Source organism: Acinetobacter sp. YH12211, from assembly GCF_013418015.1.
In the GTDB taxonomy this organism is placed as follows: Bacteria; Pseudomonadota; Gammaproteobacteria; order Pseudomonadales; family Moraxellaceae; genus Acinetobacter; species Acinetobacter towneri.
Genome location: NZ_VPCW01000002.1, coordinates 26,594 through 40,558, shown reverse-complemented (window position 1 = coordinate 40,558; position 13,965 = coordinate 26,594). Strand labels below are relative to the sequence as shown.

Below are 13,965 nucleotides of genomic sequence, written 5' to 3'. Positions count from 1 at the left end.
TGACTTTTAAATTGCTTTAAAAATCAATGCAGGTTTAGCATTTTGCAAGGAGATAAACATGCTGATTCTGACCCGACGTGTCGGAGAAACATTAATGATTGGGGACCAAGTCAGCGTGACTGTGCTTGGTGTCAAAGGTAACCAAGTTCGTATTGGTGTAAATGCCCCGAAAGAAGTATCGGTTCATCGTGAAGAAATCTATCAACGTATTCAACACGAGCGTGCCATGCATGAGCATTTGCAACATTTAGATCAAGATTATCAACCTTCATTTGAAGAAGATAACTACTCGCAAAATGACTTTAATCGTTAAACGATTAAGGTAATTGAATATAAAGCGGCTCATTTGCCGCTTTAAATTTTTCTGCTGAATGCTTTTTAAAAACTCGCATCATTTCAGAGTTGCTCGCTGATTCGAAGCATGTAAAGACTATTTTACAGGCAACTCAGCACAAGTTTTGCATGAAAATTACTGTGAGTTTTCCATTAATTCTAAAGCTTTACGCACAGGTGCAAAACTACGTCGATGTACCGCAATCACGCCATGCTGTGCAATGGCTTCAAAATGTGCTTTGGTTGGATAACCTTTATGTTTGGCAAAACCAAATTGTGGAAATGCTTGATCAAGCAATACCATTTCACGGTCACGCGCCACTTTAGCTAAAATACTGGCTGCCGAAATCTCTGCATGTAATGCATCTCCCCCAACAACGGCATCACAAGACATCGCTAAACCCTGCGGAATTTTATTGCCATCGACTAAGACATGCTCAGGTTGAATAGATAAGGCTTCTACCGCACGACGCATCGCCAATAACGATGCTTGCAAAATATTCAGTTCATCAATTTCGGCTGCAGAGGCTTCTGCAATTGCCCAAGCCAAAGCCTTTTCCTGAATTTCAACAAACAACTTTTCACGTTTTTTTTCAGTCAGCTTTTTAGAGTCATTCAAACCTTCAATCGGGTTATTCGGATCTAAAATAACTGCCGCAGCGACAACAGAACCCACTAAAGGCCCACGCCCTGCTTCATCTACACCTGCAATTTTCATCATCTTTTTCCAGAAAAATAGGCTGAAATCTTCAGCCTATCTTACGATGCGAATCAACACGCACCATCTTTAATTTTACAGAATCAGTAAACTTATCTTACTGCTTCTGCCACACATGCATTAATGGTTCTTGATACTGCATTGCTCACAATCGTTGCACGTGCAGCAGGGTCAATTGCTGCAGTGGCTAAATCTACTGCAGTCACGTTTTGTGGTGCTTTTTCACTGACACAACCACAAATTTCCGCTTGAACATTTTGCTTTTGCGTTGGTGTCATAACACGTGTCGCAGTGTGCCATGCAGGAATGTTATTTAATTCAGTCACGCACTTGGCATTAATTGCAATTTTAATCGCCGCCATACCCAATTGTTGAGTTGCTGTCGGTGCAGTTGTGGTTCCTGTTGTAGTACCTGTGGTAGTGGTACATGCAGATAAAGCCAAAGCGATAGGTGCCAATACAGCGAGTAGTTTTTTCATGGATATTTCCTGTATTTAATATTCAAGTCATTTGAGTGAAACAATGCCGCTATTGTGCCTAAACTTGTTTGACGAAGGAATAGCTTTTTGCAATTTCTACATTCATGTGCTTAGGCTTAAGGCTAGGGGCTGTTGACAATTTTTCTATGTTTGCGACAACGCATATTTTTTAGCTGATATAAGGCATGAGGTAGGAAATTTAGTCATTCTAAATGACTGACTCATAACGCAATAGCAGCAAAAAATATGCTTGTCCTGAAAGGCTGTGGCTAAAACTTTCTCAGATTGCGTTATGAAACTTGGCAATAGTCTCGCTATTCCCTGCGTTTCATGCCTGATCTGCTCAGTTTTAGCCTACAGCGCAAACTATTTATGAAATATCAACAGCCCCCTCAAGAACGCTATTTTTTTTGCAGCGTTGCAGATTTTCAACACTCCGTTGCAGGTGGATACTTTTTTCGCTACATGCTGTTGTTTAGCATGCAAGCACACTATTCGCCTGAAACACAACATGAACAGTTCTCATTCATATTACACCCGTACCGCACAAGTTTTACATTGGCTCATGGCGATTATTTTTATTGGTGATTCGCTTATTTTGGCGTTACACCCACCCTGCGCCACAACTGCCTGACAGCATGTCACCGTTGATGAAAACACTAGCGCATTTAGGACATCTAGGTCTGTATTTTATGCTGATTGCGATTCCAATCACGGACTGTTTGTTTAGCTGGAGCGTGGGTAAACCTGTGCCTGTGTTGTATTTATTTGAAATTCCAGCCTTGGTGGATAAGAACCCCGAACTATTAGCAATTGTTAAACCTGTGCATACTTATTTGTCATGGTTTGCAGGGGCAATGGTGGTTGGGCATATGCTTGCAGCACTTAAACATCACTTTATAGATAAAGACGATGTATTGCGTAGTATGACGCAACAAGGTAAATAATTTTTAAAGCTTGAGTTTAAAGCGATTCAAATCGTTCTCCCACAAAAAAGCAGCTTAAATTAAGCTGCTTTTTTGTAGTCTAAGCTAATCTAAATTCAGTTTAACTCATCCCAATGCTTGAATTTGCTCAATCCATTTTTGCTTTTCTTCAGCCGAAATAAATGAAGCTTCAAAAGAATTAACCGCCAATTGTTTTAATTCAGCATTGCTTAAATCTAAAGCTTGGCTAATAGCAACAAAGTTATCATTCATATAACCACCAAAATAAGATGGATCATCTGAATTAACTGTCACTTTAACACCCTGCTGCAATAAACGGCGGATGTTGTGCTGTGCCATATCATCCACTACGCATAGCTTTAAATTACTCAATGGACAGACCGTGAGCGGCATTTTCTCTGCAATTAGACGTTGCATTAATACAGGATCTTCTTCAGAACGCACACCATGATCAATACGGTTTACTTTCAGTAAATCTAATGCTTCCCAAACATATTCGGCTGGCCCTTCTTCGCCTGCATGTGCCACGACTAAAAAGCCTGCTTCACGTGCTTTGGCAAAGACACGTTCAAACTTTGAAGGTGGATGTCCAACTTCGCTTGAGTCCAAACCCACTGCGATAATTTGATCTTTATAAGGCAAAGCCTGTTCAAGTGTGGCAAATGCTGCATCTTCGCTTAAATGACGCAAGAAACACATAATTAAATTTGAACTGATGCCTAATTTTGTTTGCGCATCATCACAAGCACGTTGTAAGCCATTAATCACGGTTGCAAATGCCACACCACGCTCGGTATGGGTTTGCGGATCAAAAAACATTTCGGTATGTACCACACGGTCTTCAACACATTTTTCAAAATATGCCCAAGCCAAATCGTAAAAATCTTGCTCATGCACCAACACTTGTGCGCCTGCATAATAAATATCTAAAAAAGACTGCAAGTTATGAAAGTTATATGCTTGTTTGACTTCTTCTACGGACTGATAAGGGATGTCTATTTGGTTGCGCTGCGCAATGGCAAACATCAATTCAGGTTCAAAAGTACCTTCAATATGCACATGCAATTCTGCTTTAGGTAATGCACAGATTAGCTCAAGTTGATTCATGTTCTGTCCTTTTTGCTATTTTATGGGAGAATATTAAAAAATTGATCAAAATAAAAAAGGGTGCAAACTGAGTTTACACCCCTTTTCAGTTTAAGAATATTAACCGCCAAACATGGCAAATTTTAATGCCCAAAGTGCAGCAATAATCCACACCATATAAGGTACAGACTTGGCTTTGCCAGTGAGTAGTTTAATCAGCGCATAGCTAATAAAGCCCATAGCGATGCCATCGGCAATAGAATAAGTAAATGGCATGAACACGACTGTTAAGAATGCAGGCACGGCTTCGGTGATGTCATCCCAATCAATATGCACAATGCCTTGAATCATCAACACACCCACAAATAACAAGGCAGGTGCAGTCGCAAAACCTGGTACCGATTGCGCAAGTGGTGCCAAGAACAAACAGGCAATAAACAACAAGCCAACAATCACTGCGGTTAAGCCTGTACGACCACCCGCTGCAACACCTGCAGATGATTCAATATACGGCGTTGTTGAAGATGTACCCAATGCCGCACCTGCAACAATTGCAGAAGAATCGGCAAAAAGTGCTTTTTTCAAACGGGGTAATTTACCATCTTGCAACAAGCCTGCACGGTGTGAAACACCCACTAAAGTACCTGTAGAGTCGAATAAATCGACTAAGAAAAATACGAAAATTACGCCAATTAAACTTGCTGTAAATAGACCTTCAAAGTCCATTTGCATAAAAGTAGGTGCAATAGATGGAATTTCACCAACCACACCTTTAAATTCGCTTAAACCTAAAGCTGTTGAAATAGCAGTCAGCACCAAAATACTGATGATAATTGCACCACGTACTTTAAAGTGATGCATTACTACAACCATTAAAAAGCCAAGTAGCGCTAACAGTACTGATGGTTGTTTTAAGTCACCCAAGCCCACCAAAGTCGCAGGATTATCAACAATAACACCTGCATTTTTTAGGGCGATTAAAGCTAGGAATAAACCAATACCACCGCCAATGGCTAGTTTTAATGACATGGGAATGGCATTAACAATGGCTTCACGGATTTTAAACATGCTAATGGCAATGAAAATAATCCCTGATACAAAAACTGCAGCCAAAGCCGTTTGCCAAGGCACACCCATGCCTAAACAAACCGAGTAAGTGAAATAGGCGTTTAGCCCCATGCCTGGTGCGAGTGCGATTGGGTAATTGGCAACAATTCCCATCACCAAGCAGCCAATAGCTGCGGCTAAACAGGTGGCGACAAAGACAGCTCCATGATCCATTCCTGTTTCAGATAAAATCATCGGATTGACAATAATGATGTAACACATGGTTAAGAATGTGGTTACACCCGCCAAAATCTCGGTACGGAATGTGGTCTTGTTTTCGCTTAATTTGAATAAGCGCTCAAGCATTCCCGCTGAGGATGGATTAGGAGTCGTCATGACCTAGCCCCTGTAAATAAACTGAATTTGCAGCATGACGCAATTTTAAGTCAGCACTTAAAAGCCTGTGTCAGTTGCGGCAATGGATTTGCCCAATGAGCATGTAAAATTACATGAAAAAGATAAACTTAATTCACAATCAAGCATTTGATTTTATCAAAATCAAAAATTCGGAATGCTAAATAAAAAAGCCGCATAAATTTTATGCAGCTTTGTTCATCTTTTTTTTACTTCAGTCACTCTCAAAAGTAATGCCTTTGAGTTGTGATGAAGCAGTTTCAATTGGCAAATTATACCATAGGGATTTTTTAAAAATTCTAGTTTTTTGAATTAAAGATAAAATTTTACGATAAAGTGAAGCACACAAAAGTGTGATGAATAAAGCAATTACCACACATTATGTTAGAAATTTCTACGCTTATTCTGTGACTTGCAAAATCTGTGGTGTAGCCGCTTCTGTTTTTTCTAGCGATAAATTTGCAGATTCAGTCAAAACTCGGTTCAGTTCTGCCTGCTTTCGCGTTTCCTCTTCCAAGTAAACGAGATAACCTAATAAAACGACCAACACCACCAAAACTGGCACAAGAATGTGTTTCATGTCATTTACTTTTATTGAACAATTTTCATACATATTAGCAAAAATTATGCGCGGTGTAACTCTTAATACGCCCCAGTCAAAATTTGTGCTTCAGCGATCAAACTCAATCTATTACATTAAGCCATTGTATGAATGGTATTTTTAAAACGTTTCCAAGATACATAGAAAAATGTTGTTGCAATTGCGATTAACCATAGAAAGGAAGGCCAGACCACATCCAATCCTGCATTTCGGTATAAAATTGCTTGCGCCAATGTTACAAAATGCATTGTCGTTGCAATCAACATGATATTTTGAATAATTTCTGGCATGCTTTCTCGTGGTGTACTTGCCCCAGACAACATTTGCAAGGGAATCAGAATAAGCATCATCAGCAAACCGAATTGCGGCATCGATTTAGACACGGTTGCCATATATATACCCATTGAGGTTGTTGCAAATAAGGTCAGCAAGGCTCCAAAGAAAAATAACAGCAAACTTCCTTCTATGGGTACCTGTAATGCCCCCTGCACCACTACTTTTAAGCCTAAAAAAGCTGCTAAAAGCACCACAAGGCTCATCGATAAAACCTTTGCCAGCATAATTTCAAAAACCGTGACTAGCATAACCGTTAAATGCTTAATGGTGCCATGTTCTCGCTCACGAATCAGTGCACAAATGAAATGTGGAAAGAGGCTTCAAAGCTCTAGTGCAAAATAAAAACCAATTAGTGCAAAATAAGCCGAAAACTTACATGTGTACACCACTGTGTACATATTTTTAAACTATAAGCGAATTTATGTATCTTTAAGAAAAGCAATAAAAAAGCCCTAAATCGTTATAATTCAGAGCTTTATTACTTATATGAAGTTATGTAACAACATATAATTTTAATGTATTGGTAGGCATATCCAGACTCGAACTGGAGACCTCTACGATGTCAACGTAGCGCTCTAACCAACTGAGCTATACGCCTAAAGTGCTTCGCATCATATTCAGTTTTGATTTTTAAGACAAGTCCTTTCTGTGTTTTTTCAACACATCCGAGCAAGTTTTAAGCAAATCAAAAAACACCTGCTCTGAAACACGGTCATGTTCAGGCGCATAAGAATATTGTTGATAGCACACGCCTAAACGCTTAAATGCCTCTTGTTCATTTGCATCTACCTGCGCTGCTAAACGCTGCATCCACACACTCACTGTTTCTGCATCCTGTTTTTGCAACTGAGCGGGCAATCTTTTAGAAAATTTGTCTAAGGCACGATTTATGCGAGAACCTTGCTGACGTTTTTTCCAAAAAATCCAGCCAAAATACCCTGCTAAGATCATGAGAATACTTGAAACCAACACCGCTGCCAAAGCATAGTTTGAGTGCAGCCCTAAGCGTCCAAACCAGTGACGCTGTGACTCGGCATCATAACCCACGACCTTGCTTTGCCATTGATAACTTGCATAATCACTCCACACCCGTAAAGAACGAATAAAATTAGAATGTTGGTATTGCCACATTTGTGTGTCAGCACCCAAAACGGCCCGATCATCTGCCATTAGGTTTTGCATACCATCATCTATACGTTGAGGTGCAATGATGGCTGTCGGGTCTATGCGTACCCATTGTTGATTGAGCAACACTTCTGTCCAAGCATGTGCATCTTGCTGTCGTACTTCCCAGCTTTGTCCATCGGGTGCAAGTTCCCCACCCTGATAGCCCACGACTACACGCGCTGGAATCCCGACATAACGCATCAATAAGGCAAAACTTGAGGCATAATGTTCACAAAAACCTTGCTTACTCTGAAACAAGAATTCATCGACTCGGTTTTGTCCGAGCATTCCAGGTTTTAAGGTATAACTAAAGCCATTATTGCGATACCACTGCAATACATTCTGCACGTAGCGTTCAGGTTGTTGCTGACTTTGAGCAAACATCTGCAGGGCAAATTGCTGAGCTTTTGGGTCAGATTGCGTCTGTACCTGAACATTTAAACGCTGGCTAAAGCGTCGATAACGCTCGTTCTGTGCATCATCCCCTTGAATACGTGCAGATTCCCCAACCCACTGCAAAGCAATCGGTTGAATCCGACCATTTTGACGCTGTGGCACCATACTCCAATCACGGCGTAACACATAGCCGTGTTGATTCGGTACAGATTTTTCCAGCGCCATAATCCACTGTACACGTGGATCTGCTGCAATATATTGATACTGAAAATCGACTTGCTCTGGCTGTAATTGTGCTGCCTGAACGGGTTGTTGATTGCTGAAATTGCTTGTCCATGTGCGACCATCATATTGATCCAGTACCATCGCCCGCCAATATAGTTTTGAACGTGGCGGCAGTTGCTGCATATTCCCCACAATACGAAATGCCAAAGCAGAAGATTGTGATAATTCGGCAATATCGCCTGGTGACATCGTGTCACTAATACCTGTCACGCCTTTGGCATCAGGAATAGGTACATGCCACAATGGCGGTAAACGTGGAAAGAATAAAAACAATAATAAAAAGAATGGCAAAGCGTATGCGATAAACTTGGCGACATTTTTAAGGTCATGCTTTGCATCTTGGCTGCTCGAATGACGCGACGCATAATCTGAAAATGCACTTTTTTGAATCCGATATAACCCAATTAAACAACTGATTAAACATAGAATGACCAACACGGTCATCCACATGCTTTGGCTGTATAAAAATGAACTGGCGCTCACAAAAAGCGCAAAATTAAATAAAATAATCAGGTCGCGCTGAGTATGACTTTCTAAAGCTTTGGCAAACAAAAAGGTGCTTAATAAGGCAACCCCTGCCTCTACACCAATCAGGCTTTTATAACTCAAATAAATGCTGGCTAAGGCACAACAGGTCAATCCATAAGTCCAAACTTTAGAAATACGCGCTGTCTTGTTTTTATAGTGAAGATACAACAGCAACAACATGAGTCCGAAAATGACACTCAATGCCACAGGGCTAAACAGCATGTGAGCAGCCAAAATTAAGATCAGGCTAAGCAGAATAGATTGCTGAATCGAATTGTGCATGATCATCAAGCCTGTGCCAAAAGAATTTTTGCCTGTTTCAACTGCCGCTCACCTACGCCTTTTTCAAGGGTCGCATGTGGCAAAAACATCGCATAATTCAACTGTTGTTGTTCACATTGCTCGGCCAAACCCATCATCAAACTTAATTTTTCTTCGTGGGTCGGTGCAGGCATGTGTTCATAGTGAATGTCGATACTCTGTTGATCCTGATATTGTTCAAAAACTTTCACATATAAGCCTTGCCCTCGTGCCGCTTGCTTCCACGACACAGCTTGCAAAGAATCGCCCAATTGAAAATCACGCAGCTCACGAAACTCGTCTAAATCAGGTTGAAAGCTGTGTTGATGCTGTTTATTCTCTGCGCTATACATGGCGGCTTTGGGCGCAACCCACGCGGTACGTGTCAAATTCAAATAAGTCCACGCACGTACCAAGCCAAAAGGATAAACCGAATAAATGTGTAAATGAGGGAAATTAAACTGCCCACGTTGCTCCGCAAAAAATGTCAATACATACTGCTGCTGGGTGTCTTGAATAAGAACCTTTTCTAATTGATGATTGGCTTTAATCCATAAATAGCGTGCCTGCGCGACCTCTTGTTTGAAATGCAATTGTAATTGCAATACTTCGCCCACTTGCCCAACTTCAGTAGTCACAATTTCTATCTCTAATTCATGCAACTGCTTAAAGGTCAAATAAAAGCTGATACATAAAATGGCACTGATCAAAAAGCAAAAGCCTAAAATCAGGTTATTGCCATAATTCACGCCTGCAATAAACGTGATCAAAATCAGCACTAAATACAGATAGCCCTGTTGGTAAATAAAAACCAAAATATCTTTTTGTTTTAAGGCCTTGTGTCGATCAAATTTAAAACGTGTCTTGATCCAGTTTTGCCATGCCTGCTTAAACATGCGTGTACTAACTCACTTTAACCTGTTGCATCACATACAAAGTTTCTGCCTCACTCAATCCAATACGATGTGCAGCAACTGCCACAAATACCGCTTGAATATCATCGGCAGTGACAAAACTACGTTGCTCAATTAGAGCATGTGCTTGTGCTGCTTTTTTCAATGCCAAAACACCACGGGTAGATAATCCGTGACGCGCTTTACGGGTTTCTGTGGCTAAGTCGAGTAAGTAATCTAGCGCGGTATCTGACACATAAATTTCCGTGACCAATTGCTGTAAATTTAAAATTTCTGTTTCAGTAAAAATATGGGCCAAACTGGCAATCAGCGCATGTCTGGAGTTTTGTTGCAGCAACATTTTTTCAGCAAAACGCGATGGATAACCCAAAGACAGACGCATTAAAAAACGATCAAGCTGTGATTCTGGCAGCGCATAAGTACCACTTTGAAACAGTGGATTTTGTGTGGCAATCACCCAAAAAGGTTGCGGCAAGCTATAACGCACACCATCCACCGTAACCGCGCCTTCTTCCATCGCTTCCAACAAGGCACTTTGGGTTTTAGGCGAACAACGGTTAATTTCATCTGCCAATAAAATTTGGGTAAAAATAGGGCCTTGCTTAAACTCAAATTGATGTTCTTTTTGATTAAACATATTCACGCCAATCACATCACTGGCCAGCATGTCATTGGTAAACTGAATACGCTGAAATTGCAGACCCGCCAAGTGCGATAAGGCACTCGATAAAGTCGTTTTACCTAATCCGGGTAAATCTTCAAAAAGCACATGCCCGCCCGCCAACAAACAACTTAACGCCAATTTGGTCTGCTGTTCTTTATCTAAAATAATGGTATTAATTTCAGTCAAAAAAGCCTGAATTTTTCCAGCATAAGATTCAATCTGTGCATTGAGCTGTTGCTGCGCTTGCGTCAGTTGTTGTTTTTGAACTTTTTCTGTACCCCAAATCACAGTAAATCCCCTTATCCCCAATAAAAAACGGCGCATGTTTAAACATACACCGTTTTGCTAAATTTCCAAAGAAATCCTCGAGATATTCTAAACTGCCTAAAAAAGTAAGTTTTAAACAGCTCGTATCTCTATACGTTTCCATCGTGATACGGGATTAACACGGACACTTTTTCAAACCACCTTTTGCCGATGGATAACGCGCATCGACACAGTAGCGATAAAAAGTCTTCGGATCCATGGCTTCTAAATCTGGATGATGCTTACGCATGTGTTCCAAATAATTCTGATAATCGGGTACACCGACCATTAAACGAAAACTTTGTTGCAAACGCTGCCATAAAGTAGCGATACGCGACCAGTTTTTCGGATTCAGAATCAAATCCTTTTGCGACATGATGGTCATTTTAATGATGTTGTAAATCACCGTTTTACTCTGTTGGGCAAATTTAAGCTTAATCATGTGCTCACTCCTAATGACCACTATTCGGCTGAATCGTTTCAGGATCACGATAAATCGCTTCAGCTTCATGTACAGTTGGTGTTGGACTTGCCAAGGCACGACGAATCACCCCAATGGCAGCGAACAACATCACAAATGCCACAATCATAAAGAAACCACATAACACGGCATTAATTTGATTGGACATGACAATGGTTTGCATTTCAGTCACTGTTTTTGCAGGTGCTAAAATTTCATTGCGTTGAATTGCAGCATTGAAACGATCTGCTTGCGCCAAGAAACCAATTTTGGGATTGTCGTGGAAAATCTTTTGCCAACCTGCAGTCATTGAAGTAATGAACAAGAAAACTGTAGGGATAATCGTCACCCAAACATATTTTTCTTTTTTCATTTTAAACAGAATCACTGTACCTAAAATGAGCGCCATCGCTGCCAAAATTTGGTTACCAATACCAAATAGAGGCCATAAGCTATTAATACCGCCTAAAGGATCGACCACGCCTTGATAGACGAAGAAGCCCCAACCAGCCACCGCAACTGCTGTGCCAAGCAAGTTACCAAAGAAGTTATGTGAGTTTTTCACTGCAGGAATAACAATACCTACAGTATCTTGCACCATAAAACGGCAAGCACGTGTGCCTGCATCTACTGCAGTTAAAATAAATAAGGCTTCAAATAAAATGGCAAAGTGATACCAGAATGCCATCATTGAGCGGTTATTAAAAATCTCGGTGATGATATGTGCCATACCAATTGCAAACGTTGGCGCACCACCCGTACGTGACAGAATCGAGCTTTCACCGACTTCTTTTGCCAAAATGGTTAAAGCCTCAGGAGTCACTACAAAGCCTAAATTTCGTACCGCTTCTGCCGCACTTTCCACCGTTGTACCTAAAACTGCAGTGGGTGCATTAATGGCAAAGTACACGCCTGGGTCTAGCACCGTGGCACAAATCATTGCCATGATCGCCACGAAAGACTCCATCAACATGCCGCCATAACCAATCATCCGAATGTCTTTTTCGTTATTGACCAGTTTTGGCGTCGTACCTGAAGACACTAAGGCGTGGAAACCTGAAATCGCACCGCAGGCAATGGTAATAAATAAGAACGGGAACAATGAACCCGCAAACACTGGCCCAGTACCATCAATAAAATGGGTCACCGCAGGCATCTTCATTTCAGGCATTGCAAACACAATCCCGACAGCCAAACCTGCAATAACACCAATTTTTAAGAAGGTCGATAAATAATCGCGTGGTGCCAATAGCAACCACACTGGCAAAACTGAAGCAATAAAACCGTAGGCAATTAAACACCACGTTAATTCTGTGCCACTTAAAGTAAATAAAGGCCCCCAGAATGGATGCTGTGCAACATTTTCACCATAAATAATACCCATCATCATCAGGACAAAACCAATAATGGAAACCTCAGCAATTTTCCCCGGACGAATAAAACGCATATAAATGCCCATGAAAATCGCAATTGGGATGGTGGCTGCAATACTAAATACGCCCCACGGACTATTGGTTAAAGCTTTCACGACAACCAAAGCGAGTACGGCAAGAATAATCACCATCACGCCCAGCGCACCCAGCATGACAATCACACCAGCAAATGAACCCAACTCTTGTTTTGCCATTTCTCCCAAAGAACGCCCATCACGACGTGTAGAAATAAACAAAACCAAAAAGTCTTGGACTGCACCTGCCAACACCACCCCGACTAAAAGCCAGATCGTGCCGGGTAAATAACCCATTTGTGCTGCAAGAATAGGCCCAACTAAAGGGCCTGCACCTGCAATCGCGGCAAAGTGGTGACCAAATAACACACTTTTATTGGTGGGCACATAATCTAAACCGTCAGCCAAACGATGTGCGGGCGTTAAGCGTCGCTCATTTAACTCAAATACTTTGGTGGCAATAAATAAACTGTAGAAGCGGTATGCAATGCTATAGACACAGACCGCAGCTAAAACTAACCAGACTGCATTGACGTGTTCGCCTCTACTGACTGCCAATATCCCAAAAGATACTGCACCCAATATAGCGACCAAAAGCCATATAATTTTTGAAGTCAGACCTGACTTCGGTTGAACTGTTTCCATGTCAATCTCTCTTCTTGTTACATTTTTTAAGCGTTACTTTTATTGTCGAGATGTAGCTTTATTTCCTAAATCCTTGGTTGATCCTGCTCCTTTTATTTTGATGTCTGCTGCCCTTACATCCATAGTGTGCGCTACCGTACACTTAAATGGAGCACCAACAGTTTCCTATACTTTTCACCTATTCTTTTACCACATAATCAAATCAACAAAAAAGGGGGATGACGCGAATCATCCCCCTCTTTTACTTATGATTTATCAATAAATCATTATGCGCGTTCTAGGTATTCACCTGTACGTGTATCTACACGAACGCTTTCTTCTTGCTGTACGAATAAAGGAACACGTACCACTGCACCTGTTTCTAATTTCGCTGGTTTACCGCCACCACCAGAAGTATCGCCACGTACACCCGGATCAGTTTCGACAATTTTTAATACCACGAAGTTTGGTGCGTTTACAGTTAAAGGCACACCGTTAAACAACATAATGGTACATTTTTCGTTTGAATCATCTTTTAACCATTTTGCAGCATCGCCCATTGCGGTTTTGTCAGCAGCAATTTGCTCAAAAGATACAGGATCCATGAAGTTCCACATTTCGCCATCGTTGTAGAGGTATTCCATTTCTACTTCTACAATGTCAGCTGCTTCTAGTGAATCACCAGACTTAAATGTTTTTTCTAAAACTTTACCAGAACGAAGGTTACGAAGTTTTACGCGGTTAAACGCTTGACCTTTACCTGGCTTTACATATTCATTTTCCATGATTGAACATGGGTTACCATCAAGCATAACCTTAAGGCCTGACTTGAAATCATTCGTAGAATAATAGGCCATGACTGGCACACTCCAAACTGACTAACTTAACTATTTATGTTACAAAGCAAATGACC

12 protein-coding genes, 1 tRNA gene and 2 pseudogenes are annotated in these 13,965 nt (G+C 41.0%); 2 read left to right on the top strand and 13 right to left on the bottom strand.

Going from position 1 to position 13,965, the window contains the following annotated elements; all coding sequences use genetic code 11:
• Positions 1–58: 58 nt before the first annotated feature.
• Positions 59–313, top strand: coding sequence for a carbon storage regulator CsrA (gene csrA / locus FTU98_RS01215; protein ID WP_004971589.1), 255 nt, complete (start codon positions 59–61; stop codon positions 311–313).
• A gap of 156 nt (positions 314–469) precedes the next feature.
• On the opposite strand, the gene rnhB is transcribed toward csrA, so the two are convergent.
• Positions 470–1,054 (bottom strand): ribonuclease HII, encoded by a 585-nt coding sequence (rnhB, locus tag FTU98_RS01210; RefSeq protein ID WP_306674921.1) that lies wholly within the window; start codon positions 1,052–1,054, stop codon positions 470–472.
• Between the two features lie 89 nt (positions 1,055–1,143).
• Positions 1,144–1,530 carry a hypothetical protein gene (locus FTU98_RS01205; protein WP_180050149.1) on the bottom strand — a complete coding sequence of 129 codons (387 nt, stop codon included), beginning with the start codon at positions 1,528–1,530 and terminating at the stop codon, positions 1,144–1,146.
• 511 nt (positions 1,531–2,041) lie between these two features.
• Between FTU98_RS01205 and FTU98_RS01200 the strand changes: the two are divergent.
• A pseudogene (locus tag FTU98_RS01200) lies at positions 2,042–2,477 on the top strand (cytochrome b).
• 105 nt (positions 2,478–2,582) lie between these two features.
• Here the strand turns inward: FTU98_RS01200 and FTU98_RS01195 are convergent.
• From FTU98_RS01195 to efp, 11 genes and pseudogenes are all read right to left on the bottom strand, one after another.
• Positions 2,583–3,584, bottom strand: coding sequence for an adenosine deaminase (locus FTU98_RS01195; RefSeq protein WP_096901064.1), 1,002 nt, complete (start codon positions 3,582–3,584; stop codon positions 2,583–2,585).
• A 99-nt stretch (positions 3,585–3,683) separates the two neighbouring features.
• On the bottom strand, positions 3,684–5,006 hold the full coding sequence (locus FTU98_RS01190; RefSeq protein WP_096901065.1) for an NCS2 family permease: 1,323 nt from the start codon (positions 5,004–5,006) through the stop codon (positions 3,684–3,686).
• 418 nt (positions 5,007–5,424) lie between these two features.
• Positions 5,425–5,604 carry a hypothetical protein gene (locus FTU98_RS01185; RefSeq protein ID WP_004971601.1) on the bottom strand — a complete coding sequence of 60 codons (180 nt, stop codon included), beginning with the start codon at positions 5,602–5,604 and terminating at the stop codon, positions 5,425–5,427.
• 116 nt (positions 5,605–5,720) lie between these two features.
• Positions 5,721–6,257, bottom strand: a pseudogene (locus FTU98_RS01180) (ABC transporter permease); the annotation flags it as partial.
• Positions 6,258–6,482: 225 nt separating this feature from the next.
• A tRNA-Val gene (locus tag FTU98_RS01175) sits at positions 6,483–6,559 on the bottom strand.
• Positions 6,560–6,591: 32 nt separating this feature from the next.
• Positions 6,592–8,619 (bottom strand): DUF3488 and transglutaminase-like domain-containing protein, encoded by a 2,028-nt coding sequence (locus FTU98_RS01170; RefSeq protein WP_179996194.1) that lies wholly within the window; start codon positions 8,617–8,619, stop codon positions 6,592–6,594.
• Between the two features lie 5 nt (positions 8,620–8,624).
• Positions 8,625–9,533, bottom strand: coding sequence for a DUF58 domain-containing protein (locus FTU98_RS01165; RefSeq protein ID WP_167845921.1), 909 nt, complete (start codon positions 9,531–9,533; stop codon positions 8,625–8,627).
• 7 nt (positions 9,534–9,540) lie between these two features.
• A complete protein-coding gene (locus FTU98_RS01160) occupies positions 9,541–10,500 on the bottom strand; it encodes a MoxR family ATPase (RefSeq protein ID WP_096901148.1) in 960 nt (319 codons plus the stop codon).
• Between the two features lie 157 nt (positions 10,501–10,657).
• Entirely contained in the window at positions 10,658–10,963 is a 306-nt protein-coding gene (locus tag FTU98_RS01155) for a YbdD/YjiX family protein (RefSeq protein ID WP_004971610.1), read from the bottom strand.
• Between the two features lie 10 nt (positions 10,964–10,973).
• A complete protein-coding gene (locus tag FTU98_RS01150) occupies positions 10,974–13,073 on the bottom strand; it encodes a carbon starvation CstA family protein (protein ID WP_004971612.1) in 2,100 nt (699 codons plus the stop codon).
• A 266-nt stretch (positions 13,074–13,339) separates the two neighbouring features.
• A complete protein-coding gene (gene efp / locus FTU98_RS01145; protein WP_004971615.1) occupies positions 13,340–13,909 on the bottom strand; it encodes an elongation factor P in 570 nt (189 codons plus the stop codon).
• Positions 13,910–13,965: the final 56 nt, after the last annotated feature.

What these genes read in the sequence shown, in the direction of transcription:
- FTU98_RS01165 (WP_167845921.1), bottom strand. Translation starts at nt 9,533, where the DNA reads ATGTTTAAGCAGGCATGGCAAAACTGGATCAAGACACGTTTTAAATTT.
- FTU98_RS01185 (WP_004971601.1), bottom strand. Translation starts at nt 5,604, where the DNA reads ATGAAACACATTCTTGTGCCAGTTTTGGTGGTGTTGGTCGTTTTATTA.
- csrA (WP_004971589.1), top strand. Translation starts at nt 59, where the DNA reads ATGCTGATTCTGACCCGACGTGTCGGAGAAACATTAATGATTGGGGAC.
- efp (WP_004971615.1), bottom strand. Translation starts at nt 13,909, where the DNA reads ATGGCCTATTATTCTACGAATGATTTCAAGTCAGGCCTTAAGGTTATG.
- FTU98_RS01170 (WP_179996194.1), bottom strand. Translation starts at nt 8,619, where the DNA reads ATGCACAATTCGATTCAGCAATCTATTCTGCTTAGCCTGATCTTAATT.
- FTU98_RS01195 (WP_096901064.1), bottom strand. Translation starts at nt 3,584, where the DNA reads ATGAATCAACTTGAGCTAATCTGTGCATTACCTAAAGCAGAATTGCAT.
- FTU98_RS01190 (WP_096901065.1), bottom strand. Translation starts at nt 5,006, where the DNA reads ATGACGACTCCTAATCCATCCTCAGCGGGAATGCTTGAGCGCTTATTC.
- FTU98_RS01205 (WP_180050149.1), bottom strand. Translation starts at nt 1,530, where the DNA reads ATGAAAAAACTACTCGCTGTATTGGCACCTATCGCTTTGGCTTTATCT.
- FTU98_RS01155 (WP_004971610.1), bottom strand. Translation starts at nt 10,963, where the DNA reads ATGATTAAGCTTAAATTTGCCCAACAGAGTAAAACGGTGATTTACAAC.
- rnhB (WP_306674921.1), bottom strand. Translation starts at nt 1,054, where the DNA reads ATGATGAAAATTGCAGGTGTAGATGAAGCAGGGCGTGGGCCTTTAGTG.
- FTU98_RS01150 (WP_004971612.1), bottom strand. Translation starts at nt 13,073, where the DNA reads ATGGAAACAGTTCAACCGAAGTCAGGTCTGACTTCAAAAATTATATGG.